The sequence below is a fragment of the Formosa sp. F44 genome, assembly GCF_056238645.1.
In genome coordinates this window covers 546126-560644 of sequence record NZ_JBWDLJ010000002.1, presented here as the reverse complement: position 1 = coordinate 560644, position 14519 = coordinate 546126, and the positions used below count along the sequence as shown (strand labels likewise).

The 14519-nt window shown below is 35.1% G+C and carries 16 protein-coding genes; 5 read left to right on the top strand and 11 right to left on the bottom strand.

Going from position 1 to position 14519, the window contains the following annotated elements:
* Positions 1-62 precede the first annotated feature (62 nt).
* Complete coding sequence (locus tag AC0UBM_RS07420) at positions 63-533, bottom strand: DUF6252 domain-containing protein (RefSeq protein WP_475688193.1); 471 nt, start codon at positions 531-533, stop codon at positions 63-65.
* A gap of 150 nt (positions 534-683) precedes the next feature.
* On the opposite strand from AC0UBM_RS07420, the gene AC0UBM_RS07415 reads away from it, so the two are divergent.
* From AC0UBM_RS07415 to AC0UBM_RS07400, 4 genes are all read left to right on the top strand, one after another.
* Positions 684-1208: a 30S ribosomal protein S16 gene (locus AC0UBM_RS07415; protein WP_414035555.1), complete on the top strand. Its 525-nt coding sequence runs from the start codon at positions 684-686 to the stop codon at positions 1206-1208.
* Positions 1209-1273: 65 nt separating this feature from the next.
* Complete coding sequence (gene rimM, locus AC0UBM_RS07410; protein ID WP_382380324.1) at positions 1274-1804, top strand: ribosome maturation factor RimM; 531 nt, start codon at positions 1274-1276, stop codon at positions 1802-1804.
* 66 nt (positions 1805-1870) lie between these two features.
* Positions 1871-2584 carry a tRNA1(Val) (adenine(37)-N6)-methyltransferase gene (locus AC0UBM_RS07405; protein ID WP_475688192.1) on the top strand — a complete coding sequence of 238 codons (714 nt, stop codon included), beginning with the start codon at positions 1871-1873 and terminating at the stop codon, positions 2582-2584.
* 81 nt (positions 2585-2665) lie between these two features.
* Positions 2666-3844, top strand: a complete 1179-nt coding sequence (locus tag AC0UBM_RS07400; protein WP_475688191.1) for an acyl-CoA dehydrogenase family protein — start codon at positions 2666-2668, stop codon at positions 3842-3844.
* A 267-nt stretch (positions 3845-4111) separates the two neighbouring features.
* On the opposite strand, the gene AC0UBM_RS07395 is transcribed toward AC0UBM_RS07400, so the two are convergent.
* From AC0UBM_RS07395 to trmB, 8 genes are all read right to left on the bottom strand, one after another.
* The gene (locus AC0UBM_RS07395; RefSeq protein WP_414035558.1) at positions 4112-4447 is read right to left on the bottom strand and encodes a 2Fe-2S iron-sulfur cluster-binding family protein; all 336 of its coding nucleotides are present in this window, start codon (positions 4445-4447) and stop codon (positions 4112-4114) included.
* A gap of 62 nt (positions 4448-4509) precedes the next feature.
* A complete protein-coding gene (locus AC0UBM_RS07390; protein ID WP_475688190.1) occupies positions 4510-5571 on the bottom strand; it encodes an NAD(P)/FAD-dependent oxidoreductase in 1062 nt (353 codons plus the stop codon).
* Positions 5572-5605: 34 nt separating this feature from the next.
* Complete coding sequence (locus AC0UBM_RS07385) at positions 5606-5845, bottom strand: NifU family protein (protein WP_038532239.1); 240 nt, start codon at positions 5843-5845, stop codon at positions 5606-5608.
* A gap of 3 nt (positions 5846-5848) precedes the next feature.
* The gene (locus AC0UBM_RS07380; RefSeq protein WP_475688189.1) at positions 5849-6985 is read right to left on the bottom strand and encodes an Mrp/NBP35 family ATP-binding protein; all 1137 of its coding nucleotides are present in this window, start codon (positions 6983-6985) and stop codon (positions 5849-5851) included.
* A 266-nt stretch (positions 6986-7251) separates the two neighbouring features.
* Complete coding sequence (locus AC0UBM_RS07375) at positions 7252-9801, bottom strand: M1 family metallopeptidase (RefSeq protein WP_475688188.1); 2550 nt, start codon at positions 9799-9801, stop codon at positions 7252-7254.
* A 23-nt stretch (positions 9802-9824) separates the two neighbouring features.
* Positions 9825-10175 (bottom strand): MGMT family protein, encoded by a 351-nt coding sequence (locus AC0UBM_RS07370; RefSeq protein WP_414035562.1) that lies wholly within the window; start codon positions 10173-10175, stop codon positions 9825-9827.
* Positions 10172-10810: a LysE family translocator gene (locus AC0UBM_RS07365; protein WP_414035563.1), complete on the bottom strand. Its 639-nt coding sequence runs from the start codon at positions 10808-10810 to the stop codon at positions 10172-10174. Before AC0UBM_RS07365 ends, AC0UBM_RS07370 begins: the two co-directional genes overlap by 4 nt.
* Positions 10811-10813: 3 nt before the next feature.
* Positions 10814-11488 carry a tRNA (guanosine(46)-N7)-methyltransferase TrmB gene (trmB, locus tag AC0UBM_RS07360; RefSeq protein WP_414035564.1) on the bottom strand — a complete coding sequence of 225 codons (675 nt, stop codon included), beginning with the start codon at positions 11486-11488 and terminating at the stop codon, positions 10814-10816.
* A 220-nt stretch (positions 11489-11708) separates the two neighbouring features.
* Between trmB and AC0UBM_RS07355 the strand changes: the two genes are divergently transcribed.
* On the top strand, positions 11709-12755 hold the full coding sequence (locus AC0UBM_RS07355; RefSeq protein ID WP_434037461.1) for a glycosyltransferase: 1047 nt from the start codon (positions 11709-11711) through the stop codon (positions 12753-12755).
* Here the strand turns inward: AC0UBM_RS07355 and AC0UBM_RS07350 are convergent.
* Positions 12738-13781, bottom strand: a complete 1044-nt coding sequence (locus tag AC0UBM_RS07350; protein ID WP_475688187.1) for a sensor histidine kinase — start codon at positions 13779-13781, stop codon at positions 12738-12740. The two genes, AC0UBM_RS07355 and AC0UBM_RS07350, sit on opposite strands and share 18 nt — an antisense overlap.
* The gene (locus AC0UBM_RS07345) at positions 13781-14455 is read right to left on the bottom strand and encodes a response regulator transcription factor (protein WP_414035567.1); all 675 of its coding nucleotides are present in this window, start codon (positions 14453-14455) and stop codon (positions 13781-13783) included. The genes AC0UBM_RS07350 and AC0UBM_RS07345 overlap by 1 nt, the downstream gene beginning before the upstream one ends.
* Between the last annotated feature and the right edge of the window lie 64 nt (positions 14456-14519).

The following is a 14519-nucleotide window of genomic DNA, read 5'->3' as shown; positions in this document are numbered from 1 at the left end:
TTTATAAACAAAAAAAAGCAACACTTTGTGTTGCTTAGTATTATCCTAAATTTTATATAAATCTATTCTGTTACAAGAGGCACTTTAAAAAACACACCTTGAGTTACATTAACCTTTTCTAGGCCATTGTTATCATAACCAATAAACCAGAACTCGCCACTAACATAGCCTTCTACACTATTAATTTCCGATACACTTACAAGGCCATCAGAATAATACACCGTAGGCTCGTTTACAGCACTAAATAATGTAGAAAACTCTGTGCCGTTTACATTTGTAAAAGTAGCGTTAGATGTTCTACCCGCTCCTAATGTATCTACACCAACCTCGAAAGGCACTTCTAGTTTTATTTTTTCTCCATTAAGCGTTGCCAACACAGTTAAAACATTAGACACTCTTGAAGCCTCATACGTATTCCCTTGCCAAACTACATCTTCTATATTTGCCTGAAATGCAGGTTGATTAAATTCTACATTATCATCACAAGCAATAAATATTAAACACAACACACATACTGTAAACCAAGTTTTCATCTTTCAAGATTCTTTTTAATTAAGAATTCAAAAATAAGGTAAATTAAGTTCACCAATTCATTTAAATTAAGTACCTGAAAATAAAAAATTTATAGTATCTTTGCAGCCTTATTAATAACCGAGGTCGAGAACCTCAAATAATTAATTATTATGCCTGTAAAAATTAGATTACAAAGACATGGTAAAAAAGGGAAACCTTTTTACTGGATCGTTGCAGCTGATGCAAGATCAAAAAGAGATGGTAAATATTTAGAAAAATTAGGTATCTACAATCCAAACACAAACCCTGCAACTATCGAATTAGATGTAAACGGTGCTGTAACTTGGTTACAAAACGGTGCACAACCTACAGATACTGCAAAAGCTATTTTATCTTACAAAGGTGCAATGCTAAAAAATCACCTTGCTGGTGGTGTTAGAAAAGGCGCTTTAACTGAAGAGCAAGCAGAAGCTAAATTTACTGCTTGGTTAGAAGAAAAAACAGGTAAAGTTGATTCTAAAAAAGATGGTTTAGCTAAAGCTGAGGCTGACGCTAAAGCAAAAGCTTTAGATGCTGAAAAAGCTGTTAACGATGCAAGAACTGCTGCTGCCGCTGAGGCTGAAGCAGAAGCTAAGGCTGCTGAAGAAGCTGCTAATGCTGCTCCTGCAGAAGAAACTTCAAACGAAGAGGAATAAAAAATTAATTTTTTATACTTTTAAAACCTGACAATTCATTGTCAGGTTTTTTTATTTAAAATATTATGAAAAAAGAAGATTGTTTCTTTCTTGGAAAGATTGTAAAAAAATATAGTTTTAAAGGTGAATTACTTATAAAACTAGACACCGACGAGCCTGAATTATTCGAAGACATGGACTCTGTCTTTATAGATTTACGAAATAATTTAGTTCCCTTTTTTATTGAGTCGTCTCAACTTCACAAATCAGAATTGTTACGTATTAAGTTTGAAGATGTAGATTCTGAAGCCGATGCAGATGCCTTAATGAAATCGGATTTATATTTACCGCTTAGTTTTTTACCGGAATTAGAAGGTAATAAATTCTATTTTCACGAAATTATAGGATTTACGGTCGAAGATATAAATTTTGGTAAAGTAGGTATTGTACAATCTATTAACGACTCTACAGCACAAGCCCTTTTTGAAATAGATCGTGATGGTATTGAAATATTAATTCCGATGAACGACGAGTTTATCTCTAAAGTAGACAAGCCCAACAAAACCATTTTCGTAGAAACTCCTGAGGGTTTAATTGATTTGTATTTAGAAGAATAAATCTCATTCTTAATAAAAAATCCTTCGGCAACCTAAACGTTCCGAAGGATACACTACAACCTTATTATGAGCAAACCGTTTAAATTCAAAGCATTCACCATTAACCAAGACCGTTGTGCCATGAAAATTGGTACAGATGGCGTATTACTTGGAGCTTGGGCAAGCCTAGACCACCATCCATTTTCTGTACTCGATATTGGTGCTGGAACAGGAATTATTGCTTTAATGTTAGCACAACGAAGCCGTGCCGAAGTTATTGATGCTATTGAAATTGATGATGCAGCATACGAGCAATGTGTAGAAAATTTTGAAGATGCACCTTGGGCAGACCGCTTGTTTTGCTATCACGCTTCCTTAGAAGAATTTGTAGATGAAATTGAAGACGAATACGATCTTATTATCTCAAATCCGCCGTTCTATTCTGAAGATTATAAAACAAATAATGAACAACGGGATGTCGCACGTTTTACAGAAGCGTTGCCCTTTGATCATTTAATAGAAAGCGCCTCAAAATTATTATCGGAACACGGTACTTTTTGTTTAATTGTCCCAATTAAAGAAGAATCAAATATTATTGCCTTAGCTTCTAAAGTAAACTTGTTTCCAAATAGGATATTACAAGTAAAAGGTCATCCCGATTCCGAACTAAAACGCAGTTTAATACAGTTATCATTCGTAAAAACTGAGCTTGAAACAAGCGAACTTATTATTGAAACTGAACGCCACATCTATACCGAAGACTACATTAAGCTTACCAAAGATTTCTATTTAAAGATGTAATGTTTTGCTGAGTAATCGTTAAATTTGAGATGACTCACTATAGCTAAACACATTAATCGTTTAGCTTAAAACATGCGCGATATGAAACCAGATCTATTTGAAGCACCCGATTACTACAATCTAGACGATTTATTATCTGACGAGCACAAATTAGTTCGCGATGCGACTCGAGCATGGGTAAAACGCGATGTGTCTCCTATTATTGAAGACTACGCCCAAAATGCAGAATTTCCGAAACAAATTATTGGCGGATTAGCAGAAATTGGAGCTTTCGGTCCCTACATACCCGAAACCTATGGCGGTGCCGGATTAGACCAAATGTCGTATGGACTAATTATGCAAGAAATTGAACGTGGGGATTCTGGTATTCGTAGTACGGCCTCAGTGCAATCGTCTTTAGTGATGTATCCCATATGGAAATACGGAAATGAAGCACAACGTAAAAAGTACTTACCTAAATTGGCTAGTGGCGAATGGATAGGTTGTTTTGGATTAACCGAGCCTAACCATGGTTCTAATCCGTCGGGAATGACCACCAATTTTAAAGACATGGGCGATCACTACCTTTTAAATGGTGCTAAAATGTGGATTTCGAATGCGCCATTTGCACAAATTGCTATTGTATGGGCGAAAGATGAAACTGGGCGTATTCACGGTTTAATTGTAGAGCGTGGCATGGAAGGCTTTACAACGCCAGAAACACACAACAAATGGTCGTTACGCGCTTCGGCAACAGGAGAATTAATTTTTGATAACGTAAAAATTCCAAAAGAAAACCTTCTACCTAACAAATCTGGACTAGGAGCGCCACTTGGTTGCTTAGATTCTGCCAGATATGGCATTGCTTGGGGTGCCATAGGCGCTGCAATGGATTGTTACGATACGGCCTTAAGATATAGCAAAGAACGGATGCAGTTTGGCAAGCCTATTGGACAGTTTCAACTGCAACAAAAGAAATTAGCCGAAATGATTACCGAAATCACCAAAGCACAATTACTAACGTGGCGCCTTGGAGTATTAAAAAATGAAAACAAAGCCACTTCTGCTCAGATTTCCATGGCAAAACGCAACAATGTGGATATGGCTATAACAATTGCCAGAAATGCGAGACAAATGCTAGGCGGTATGGGTATTACCGGAGAATATAGTATTATGCGCCACGCTATGAATCTTGAAAGTGTAATAACTTATGAAGGCACACACGACATTCATCTCTTAATTACCGGATTGGATATTACAGGATTAAATGCGTTTAAGTAAATTTAGATTTCACGTTATACTTGGCGTTATAGAGATTAGATTTAAAAATGCTGACATTTCTATATATTAAACGGGACACCTCAACAACAAACAAAGTCTATTTTTAGAATGGGAAGAACAATTTGGAAGGCACCAAAATAGTGATTATTGCCAAATAAGCATAAAGAGAGACTTGACTGCGTCTTTACTACATACAACAATACCCAAAACAACTTTTAAACCAAGCTCTTTTGGGTATTCTATTTAAATATAAGTCTAAAAAATAATCTAACTCTCTGGAGCAAGTGTCACTTTTAAACCTTCCATTTCAGGTGTCATTTGAATCTGACATCCCAAACGGCTATTGTCTTTTACGTTAAACGCTTCAGAAAGCATCGCTTCTTCATCGTCTTGCATTTCTGGTAATTCGGTATCAGACTCCACATAACACTGACAAGATGCACACATGGCCATTCCACCACAAACGCCAATAGTTCCTTCTGGAGCTAGCTCGTAAGAACGTACCACTTCCATTAGGTTCATTGCCATATCTGTAGGCGCCACAACATCGTGTGTTACCCCGTCTCTATCTGTAATCTTAATATTTATATCTTGCTCTTCCATAGTTTATACTACTCGGGTTGGTTGATTAATAAAACGTCGACCAAAACTACACTTTTATTTTTTTATTTAATAGCCTTAACTACAGCTTTTGGAGATTCTTTTCTTGAACCGTCAAACCCATCAATACCACTTACAGTAGTATACTTAAGCACGTATTTTTTCCCAGGGTTAATTATTTGATAGGCGGCCTGGCACATTAAAGTAGCTTCATGGAATCCGCATAAAATTAATTTTAACTTTCCAGGATATGTATTGACATCTCCAATAGCAAAAATTCCTGGGATGTTGGTTTGGTAATCTAAAGCATTATCTACTTTAATAGCGTTTTTCTCTATCTCAAGTCCCCAATTTCCAATAGGACCTAATTTTGGAGATAACCCGAAAAGCGGAATAAAATGATCTGTTTCAATAATAAATTCTTTATCGATGTGCTGTGCTTGTGCAACAACAACACCTTCGACTTTATTATGACCAATTACGTTAATGACTTCGGCAGGGGTGATTAATTTAATCTTTCCTTTCGAGGTTAATTCCTGTACTTTTTCTACAGAATCTAAAGCGCCTCGGAATTCATTTCTACGGTGAATTAAAGTCACTTCTAAAGCTATATCTGCCAAGAAAATACTCCAATCTAAAGCAGAATCTCCTCCCCCAGAAATTACAACGCGTTTATCGCGATACACTTCTGGATCTTTAATAAAATACTCCACGCCTTTATCTTCAAATGAAGCGATATTGGGAATAAGTGGTTTTCTAGGTTCAAAACTTCCTAAACCTCCTGCAATTGCAACAACTGGAGCTTGGTGTTTTGTGCCTTTGTTTGTGGTTACTATAAACGAACCATCTTCTTGTTTCTCTACTGTTTCTGCGCGTTCACCTAAAGTAAAACCCGGTTCGAATTGCTTAGATTGTTCTAAAAGATTCTTAGTTAAATCTCCAGCAAGAATTTCTGGAAACCCAGGAATATCGTAAATCGGTTTTTTAGGATATAATTCTGAACATTGTCCGCCAGCTTGTGGTAAAGCATCAATTAAATGACACTTTAATTTTAACAATCCAGCTTCGAAAACGGTAAATAATCCAGTTGGGCCTGCCCCAACAATTAAGATATCAGTTTTAATCATTTATAATAATCTTAAAAAAAGCATCTCTACTTTTTTATTCTACATTTATCACTTGCTCTATTTGAGGCACATACTTCTTAATAGTCATTTCTACCCCCGATTTTAACGTCATTTGATTTACGCTACATCCTACACATGCACCTTGAAGTTGCACACGAACTAATTTATCGTCTTCTATAGAAATCAGAGAAATATCTCCTCCATCACTCTCTAAAAACGGACGGATTTCATCTAATGCTTTCTCTACATTTAATCTTATTTCTTCTGAAGTCATAACTTATTTTTTAACTGATGAGCAACCAGCCATCGTGGTAATTTTAATTGCTTCTGTTGGTGGTAAATCAACATTTCTTTTCACTACTTCTTCCACTACATTTTGCGTAATTTTTTCGAAAGATTTCTCTAAGATAGTAGCTGTTTGTAAAGCTGCCGGACGACCAACATCTCCTGCCTCACGAATACTTTGTACCAATGGTAATTCTCCTAAAAACGGAACTTGTAAATCTTCGGCTAAGTGTTTAGCACCTTCTTTACCAAAGATATAATATTTATTATCTGGCAATTCTTCAGGTGTAAAATACGCCATGTTTTCAATTATTCCTAATACAGGAACATTAATGCTTTCTTGCTGAAACATTGCAACACCCTTTTTAGCATCGGCTAGCGCAACATTTTGTGGCGTACTTACCACAACTGCTCCCGTAATTGGCAACGATTGCATGATACTTAAATGAATATCCCCTGTTCCAGGAGGTAAGTCTAACAATAGAAAATCAAGTTCTCCCCAATGTGCATCGAAAATCATCTGATTTAACGCTTTTGCAGCCATTGGCCCTCTCCAAACCACAGCTTGATCAGGCTTTGTAAAGAATCCGATAGACAATACTTTAACGCCGTAATTTTCGACCGGTTTCATTTTTGGTTTTCCATCAATGGTAACCGATAACGGGCGTTCGGCTTCAACATCGAACATAATTGGCATAGAAGGCCCATAAATATCGGCATCTAAAACACCTACTTTAAATCCCATTTTTGCCAAAGTTACCGCTAGGTTTGCAGTTACTGTAGATTTCCCTACGCCACCTTTACCAGACGCTACTGCAACTATATTTTTAATACCAGGAATTTGCTTCCCTTTAATTTCATTTTTAGGCTTAGCCGCTGGAGCTTCAACTTTTAAATTCACTTTAATTTTAGCTTTCTCGTAAACTAATTCGTGAATGGTTTTTAAAATATCGACTTCAGTTCTTTTTTTAGCTTGTAAACTCGGGTTTGCAATGGTAATATCTACAACAACTTCATCACCAAAAACTATTACATTTTTAACAGCCCCACTATCAACCATATTTTGTCCTTCTCCAGGAACCGTTATAGTTTGTAATGCTTTAAAAACATCTTCTTTTTGTATCTTCATTTTAATATATTATTTGTGAAATTATAAAGCTAGAGAAGCTTTTAGAAGAGCTATTACTGAAACCCTTACATTATTTTCAGAAATTATTTATTTAGATTTATTCTAAGTCACAAATATACTGTGAATTGTTTAGAAACTGAAGCACTTAATTAGCAAAAATTTGTTAATTACAACTGTTAATTTGCCCGCAATAAAAACCTAAAAATCTGTACTTATAAAAAACCACACAATTACAACTGATTACTTAAAATTAAGCGATAAAAACACTAGTCTGTAATCACTTTCTGATAACGACTTAAATTATCTGTAGCCTGTAGAATTTTAGCCTGTAGTTGCGGATTTAAATTAGGGTTTGCCTTTAAATAAGTTTCTAAAATATCTTGCGCTTCTTTAGTTTGATATTTTCCAATTGTAGCATCTAACCACTTCTTTGGAAAAAACAAATCGCTAGTATTTTTAATATCTTCCAAAATCTCTAAACTTACCGCAACATAGTGAATGGCGTCTTTTTGATGTAAGGGATGATGAATAAAATGACTCGCCGTTCCTACCCAATCTGAATGATTTCTGTTCTCGACATCTTTAAACGACAAAAATTTAGCTTTTCGCTCTTCATCCTTCGCTGATAATGCCGGCAATAAAAATACGAAGCGATCTCTATCGTCTTGGCTAGATATTTGTGTTTCTGCTTTCTCTAGAATCTCATCCCGTTTTGGATGATTGTACAACGCCAGCTTCATCGCTAGACTGGTATAATCCTTTTCGTTTTGCTTTAAATTTTTAATTGTGATGTCTTTATTCCAAATACGATAAAGTTGATTTAAGCTTTCACCTTGATACGCCAAACTCGAGAAAGCTCCGAATATACTTTTCTTAACCGATGTTGTTACATCCATATTTAATCTACGCCATAGGATTGATGTAAATTCACCTTGCAGTTTTAAACGCTCGTCTTCATTTAAAAAGTTCCAATATAAACTTGTGAAATTTGAAGATAATGTCCCAATAATTAATTCGTTAGTTTCATGTTCTAATCCGCTTAAAAACCCATCCAAAGCTGTTTTAATAGGAATAGTACCAGACAGTGCATTTTCGTAAGTATTAATATAATTTGAAGCTCTTACTACTTCATCCTGAATTTTGTAATTATGTAATACCGTAGTAGAATCTATCGGGAAAACACCATAACCATAACCATTGCTATTATAAACAATCGATTGCGGTTTTGGCATGCCCGCGAACGCCTTTAATTCTTGAGATTTACCATTTACTAAAACGGTTCTCCTCGCGATAGAATCGGAGTACACCAAAGCAACCTCCAATTTTTGAGGCCACAATTTATCGCTTCCATCTTCGGCCGTTTGCTCCACAATTAAAGATTGAATACTGTTATTCTCGTAAACAATACGGTTTGTAAACACCGGTCTTCCCGTCTGGTTTACCCAAACCTCACTCCAAGCATTTAAATCTGTATCGGTTTTAGCATCGAAAATGGCAATTAAATCGTCCCAAGTTGCATTGGAATTCGCATAAGTTTTTACATATTCCTGCACGCCTATTTGAAATTGTTTTTCGCCCAATAGCATTTCCAACTGATTCATCATTATTGGAGCTTTCTTGTAAATAATATCACCGTACATACTTCCGGCATCATTTAAGTTATCTAAATGTTGACGAATAGCGTTTGTCCCTTTTGTACGGTCTACATTATATGCACTTGGTGCTGTAGTAACCAAATTTAAAAGGTCGAAATTCAATTCTGGGAAATTGGGATTTACAATTTTAGCCGCCATAAAATTCGCGAAGACCTCCTTTAACCAAACGTCGTTAAACCAATCCATTGTTACTAAATTTCCGAACCACATGTGCGCAGATTCGTGTGCAATTAATTTTGCTCGCCCCCAATGTTTTAATTTAGGCATGTAGTTTTCAAAAAACAATGATGATGCCTTATACTGAATCGCACCAACATGTTCCATACCACCGAATTGAAAGAATGGAATCGCTACAAAGTCTAATTTCTTAAACGGAAAATCGTAATTTGTATAGCCTTCTAAAAAATCGAAAGACTTTTTATGCAATTCGAAAATAGGATCTAAGCTTTCCTTAATTTTAAGGGAATCGTGCTCGCGATACAAAAACCGATGATTATCTCGAACAACCTCATCAAACTCTCCGGCAACAAAGGAGAACAAATAAGTACTCATTACATTAGATGTATCGAAAATGTAAGTAGAACTAAACTCGGTTTCTGAAACTACTTTAGGATAAGTAGAACTTAAAACCGTCCACGATTTAGGCGTTGTAAGTTCTAAATTAAAGACCGCTTTTAAGTTAGGCTGATCGAAACACGGAAATAAACCTCGTGCATGATCTGGTACCAATAACGAGTATAAATAATCGTCGTTTCGATACAAATACTGATCGCCAGCTTGAAATTCTATTAGAAATTTATTCTCTCCTGTTTTTAAGTATTTGGCAGGAATAATAAGGTGTTCGTTTTTCTGAATACTTTCAATAGTATCCGAATCTATAAGTGCTCTAGGTGCACTGGAATTATTAGGATTAAAGTCTAAAACTAAGGGCGTCGAATTATCATTTATTGTAACATATAGCTCTAATGTGGCTAAAATAGGTTCAGATTTTTCTTTCGGCACATTAAAATTTAGGTGGTAATTAATATCCGACAATCTTGCTTTTCTAGCTTGAGCTAATTCCCAAGACACCCCAGGATTAACGGTATAACTAACGTCTTTTTCTTTTTGGCAGGACACAAAACTTATAAATATTAAAAAAATTATGAGATATCTTTTCATAGCGATTTGTGTGTTTAAGGTTTTTAAATAGTATCGTGAAGATTAAGTTCTTCGTTGGGATCCCAATAGTAATCTTTTAAGTTTTTAACTTGATTGTTTTTCACCTCTACACCTTCGTTTTCCAACAATTGTTGCATGAGATTTGTACCGTCGAAATGAAACTTACCCGTAAGTAAACCATTTCTATTGACTACACGATGGGCAGGAACATCGTCCATATTATGAGATGCATTCATGGCATAGCCTACAATTCTAGCACTTTTAGCAGCACCTAAATACCGAGCAATTGCTCCGTAATTAGTTACTTTACCAGAAGGAATTTGTTTAACGACTTCATATACTCTGTCAAAAAAATGAAGTGTTTCCGGTTTCATAAAGAATCTTTTATAACTTGAAATAAGGTTGCTAAGGCTACTACAGCAGTAATAGTCCCTATTAATCTATTCATGTTTTTTTGTGACTTAAAGCGCTGACTCTGAATTTTATCAAAAAAGAACATGTACATATAAAGCATTACGAAAGAGCCTGTAGCAGCACCAAACACATAAGATAAAATATCGGACTGTTCGAAAGTTAACCATCCAAAAGAAGCGAGTGTAACACTCATGTACGCCTGAAATGGGATGGGAAACATATTAAGGGCAGACATAAGCATGCCTTGAAAGAATCTACTTTTCTTACTACGAATATCTGGCGCGTCTGTACTCTCTACATCACCATCGCCTTTAGCAATAAAAAAGAAATATACCGATAATAGAATAAAAAGCACAAGTGCCACCCGTTGTAAAACATCTACTACATCGGGACGCTGTGTAAGAAATCTTGCAAAAATAACGGCAATAAATGTTTGAATCAATACAACTACGCAGGCACCTATCGAGAAAAACATACCTCGATTAGCTCCTTCTTTTAGACTGATTTTGGCTGCCGTCATATTTAACAAACCAGGTGGAATAACGCCCACGAGGGACACTATAAATCCTAAAAAGAAGATTAGCGTAATATTCAAACCTTATTTAATTTTAAATCTAATGTACGTTATCGCTTTACCTTTTAACAAATACTGAGATTCGTAAAACGTTTGTATTTCGGTAACCTCTTCCGGGCTTCCTTCTTGTTTATACACATCGTGATTTGCATATAAAACCTCATGTCCTTCACCATGTAGCAACCCTAAAGTGTAACCGTGCATAAATTCACTGTCGGTTTTTAAATTTACAACTCCATCAGGTTTTAAAATACTTTTATATTTCTGAAGAAAATCGGTGTTGGTCATTCTGTGCTTTGTACGCTTATATTTTATTTGCGGATCTGGAAACGTAATCCAAATTTCGTCAACTTCTCCTTCAGCAAAAGCATGTTGGATTAATTCTATTTGCGTTCTTAAAAATCCAACATTTGGAATACCATCTTCGACAGCAGTTTTGGCTCCTCTCCAAAAACGAGCGCCTTTAATATCGATACCAATAAAATTCTTATCTGGGAATTTCTGAGCTAACCCAACCGAATATTCACCTTTACCACATCCTAATTCTAAAACTAAAGGATTGTTGTTTTTAAACACTTTTTCGTTCCAGTGTCCCTTTAATTCAAAATTTTCTTCGACTAATTCTTCGCGACTTGGCTGAAACACATTATCAAAGGTTTCATTTTCTCTAAATCGCTTAAGTTTGTTTTTGCTCCCCACTTTTAAAAATTTTTCTTGTAAAATCAGGGACAAAAATACGTCAGACTCTTTCTACTTTACAATTTTTTCTCCTTTAGTTTTAAAATTTAATGATTTATAAACCGTTTTATAAGCTTTTAGACATATTTAAATAAAACATTTTTTAGATATTTAAACATCCTTATCAAGAGATTGGGTACAAAACCAGAACACATAGCACGGTTTATCTTGCTTTTTTATTATGAAGAAACGAATACTTATCGCACCATTAAATTGGGGGTTAGGGCATGCCACACGATGCATCCCAATTATAAACCAATTAATTTTACATAATTACACACCTGTAATTGCTAGCGATGGTATTGCTTTGGCGCTTTTAAAAAAAGAATTTCCTACTGTAGAAACTATAGAACTTCCTGCTTACGACATTACTTACGCCAAAAAAGGACATTTTTTTAAGTTGAAACTTCTTAAAGATTCTCCAAAACTATTAAAAGCTATAAAAGCTGAAAAAAAAGCAACAAAGGAACTTATAGACACTTATAATATAGATGGCATAATTTCGGATAATCGTCTTGGGGTACACAGCAAAAAAATCCCTTCGGTTTTTATAACGCATCAATTACAAGTGTTAAGCGGAACCACCACTTGGCTAAGCACAAAAATGCACCAGCGAGTGATTGAAAAATTTAATGCCTGTTGGGTACCCGATCACGAAGACGAACCGAGTTTGAGTGGAAAACTTGGCCATATGAAAGGCATTGAAATTCCGCTAAAATATTTAGGCCCCTTAAGTAGATTCCAAAGAAAACCGCTGGAAAAAATTTACCATTTATTAATTTTACTTTCTGGACCAGAACCACAACGCACACTCTTGGAAGTCCAATTATTGAATGCTTTTAAAGGCGATCCGCGACGTATTTTATGCGTTCGTGGCGTCATAGAAAACGAGCAAACCGTTACCACAGAAGGCAATATAACGATCTATAATTTTATGGCAGGCGAGCAACTAGAGAATGTAATAAATGCGAGTAAAACAGTACTTTGTCGTTCGGGATACACTACAGTTATGGATCTTTCTGTTCTGGGTAAAAAAGCATTTTTTATCCCTACTCCTGGTCAGTTTGAGCAAGAGTATTTAGCCAAGCGTTTAGAAGAATTAAACCTTGTACCGTATTGTAAACAGAATGATTTTACAATCGATAAATTAGAAACCATTCAGCACTACAAAGGATTAAACGGACAGAATACGAATGTAGATTTTAAAGATTTATTTAGTCTTTTCTAGAGTAAATGAGAACTCACTCCCTACTCCAAGATCACTCTCCACATAAATTTTTTCGTCGTGAGCTTCGATAATATGCTTTACAATGGCTAACCCCAAACCAGAACCACCTTCTTTTCTAGATCCGCTTCTATCCACACGGTAGAAACGTTCAAATAAACGCGGAATATTATTCTGTGTAATCCCTTCACCGTTATCCGTAACACGAACAATGACTTTATTTTTAATTAGATTTTCAATACTAACTTCTGTCGTTCCTTTATCGTGACCGTACTTTATAGAATTTACAACCAAATTTGTTAATACTTGTTGGATGCGTTCTTTGTCGGCATTCACAAAAATAGGCTCTGTATACAATCTATCGAAAGTTAACGTAATGCGTTTTTTTGAAGCTTTCATTTCAAACATTTCAAACACATTTGAAATCAGTTCTACGATATCGAATTTTTCTATTTTCAGACTTAAATCACCTACTTCTAATTTGGTAATCATATCTAAATCGTTAACAATAAAAATAAGACGCTCTACACCTTTACTTGCTCGATCTAAATATTTTTCTCTAATATTTTTATCCTCTCCAGCTCCATCAATTAGGGTTAGAATATAGCTTTGTACGGTAAAAAGAGGCGTTTTTAATTCATGAGAAATATTTCCTAAAAATTCTTTTCTATACTCTTCCCTAACTTGTAAACTTTCAATTTCAAACTTTTTATCACGGGCGTACTTATCTATTTCTTGCGTAAGCGTAACCATATCTGTGGTGATTGGTTTTTTGCGAAGACTTGTAGATTCCAGAAGTGTTAAATCGTCGTATATTTTCTTTACCCGTCTATAAATAAAACGTTCTACGCGATATTGTATAATGATAAAAGCGACCACATAAAAGAACAGACTAAACCCTAAGATATGTATTATGTTTACAGTAAAAAAAACATATAAATAAACAGTAAGTAATAAGGCGACTAACACAGCAGAAAAGAATGCGGTTTTAAACGCAAACTTGTATGTTTTCTTAATTGTTTTGGCCATTAATCTACAAACTTATACCCAACACCTTTTACTGTTTTAAAGCAGTCGTCTCCAATTTTTTCACGAAGTTTACGAATATGCACATCTATAGTACGGCCGCCAACAACAACTTCGTTACCCCATACTTTATCTAAAATTTCTTCACGTTTAAATACTTTTCCAGGCTTAGATGCTAATAGCGAAAGAAGTTCAAATTCTTTTCTTGGTAATACTATTTCTTCGTCTTTTAAAACAATTTTATATTCGTCTCTGTTAATAATAAGATCTCCTATTTTTACAATAGATTCGTTAACAGTTTCTTCTTTTAAACGTCTTAATAAAGCTTTAACCTTACTTACTAAAACCTTTGGTTTTACAGGTTTTGTAATATAATCGTCGGCACCAGCATCGAATCCAGCAACTTGAGAGTAGTCTTCTCCTCTAGCTGTTAAAAACGTAATGATTGTATCTTTTAATTCAGGAATATTTCTAATTTGTTCGCAAGCTTCAATACCATCCATTTCTGGCATCATGACATCCATAATGATAAGTTGTGGCTTTTCTTTTTTAGCTTTTTTTACAGCTTCAATTCCGTTTTCTGCTGTAACGACTTCGTAACCTTCAGAAGACAAATTATAACCTACAATTTCTAAGATATCCGGCTCGTCATCAACCAACAAAATTTTTATATTCATTTTTACTTTATTAAAATGTTATTTCAATCTTCAAAGGTAAAATATATAACATTCATTTATAGGA

Coding starts and splice junctions, on each gene's coding strand:
- AC0UBM_RS07420 (WP_475688193.1), bottom strand. CDS start 533: ATGAAAACTTGGTTTACAGTATGTGTGTTGTGTTTAATATTTATTGCT.
- AC0UBM_RS07415 (WP_414035555.1), top strand. CDS start 684: ATGCCTGTAAAAATTAGATTACAAAGACATGGTAAAAAAGGGAAACCT.
- rimM (WP_382380324.1), top strand. CDS start 1,274: ATGAAAAAAGAAGATTGTTTCTTTCTTGGAAAGATTGTAAAAAAATAT.
- AC0UBM_RS07405 (WP_475688192.1), top strand. CDS start 1,871: ATGAGCAAACCGTTTAAATTCAAAGCATTCACCATTAACCAAGACCGT.
- AC0UBM_RS07400 (WP_475688191.1), top strand. CDS start 2,666: ATGAAACCAGATCTATTTGAAGCACCCGATTACTACAATCTAGACGAT.
- AC0UBM_RS07395 (WP_414035558.1), bottom strand. CDS start 4,447: ATGGAAGAGCAAGATATAAATATTAAGATTACAGATAGAGACGGGGTA.
- AC0UBM_RS07390 (WP_475688190.1), bottom strand. CDS start 5,571: ATGATTAAAACTGATATCTTAATTGTTGGGGCAGGCCCAACTGGATTA.
- AC0UBM_RS07385 (WP_038532239.1), bottom strand. CDS start 5,845: ATGACTTCAGAAGAAATAAGATTAAATGTAGAGAAAGCATTAGATGAA.
- AC0UBM_RS07380 (WP_475688189.1), bottom strand. CDS start 6,985: ATGAAGATACAAAAAGAAGATGTTTTTAAAGCATTACAAACTATAACG.
- AC0UBM_RS07375 (WP_475688188.1), bottom strand. CDS start 9,801: ATGAAAAGATATCTCATAATTTTTTTAATATTTATAAGTTTTGTGTCC.
- AC0UBM_RS07370 (WP_414035562.1), bottom strand. CDS start 10,175: ATGAAACCGGAAACACTTCATTTTTTTGACAGAGTATATGAAGTCGTT.
- AC0UBM_RS07355 (WP_434037461.1), top strand. CDS start 11,709: ATGAAGAAACGAATACTTATCGCACCATTAAATTGGGGGTTAGGGCAT.
- AC0UBM_RS07350 (WP_475688187.1), bottom strand. CDS start 13,781: ATGGCCAAAACAATTAAGAAAACATACAAGTTTGCGTTTAAAACCGCA.
- AC0UBM_RS07345 (WP_414035567.1), bottom strand. CDS start 14,455: ATGAATATAAAAATTTTGTTGGTTGATGACGAGCCGGATATCTTAGAA.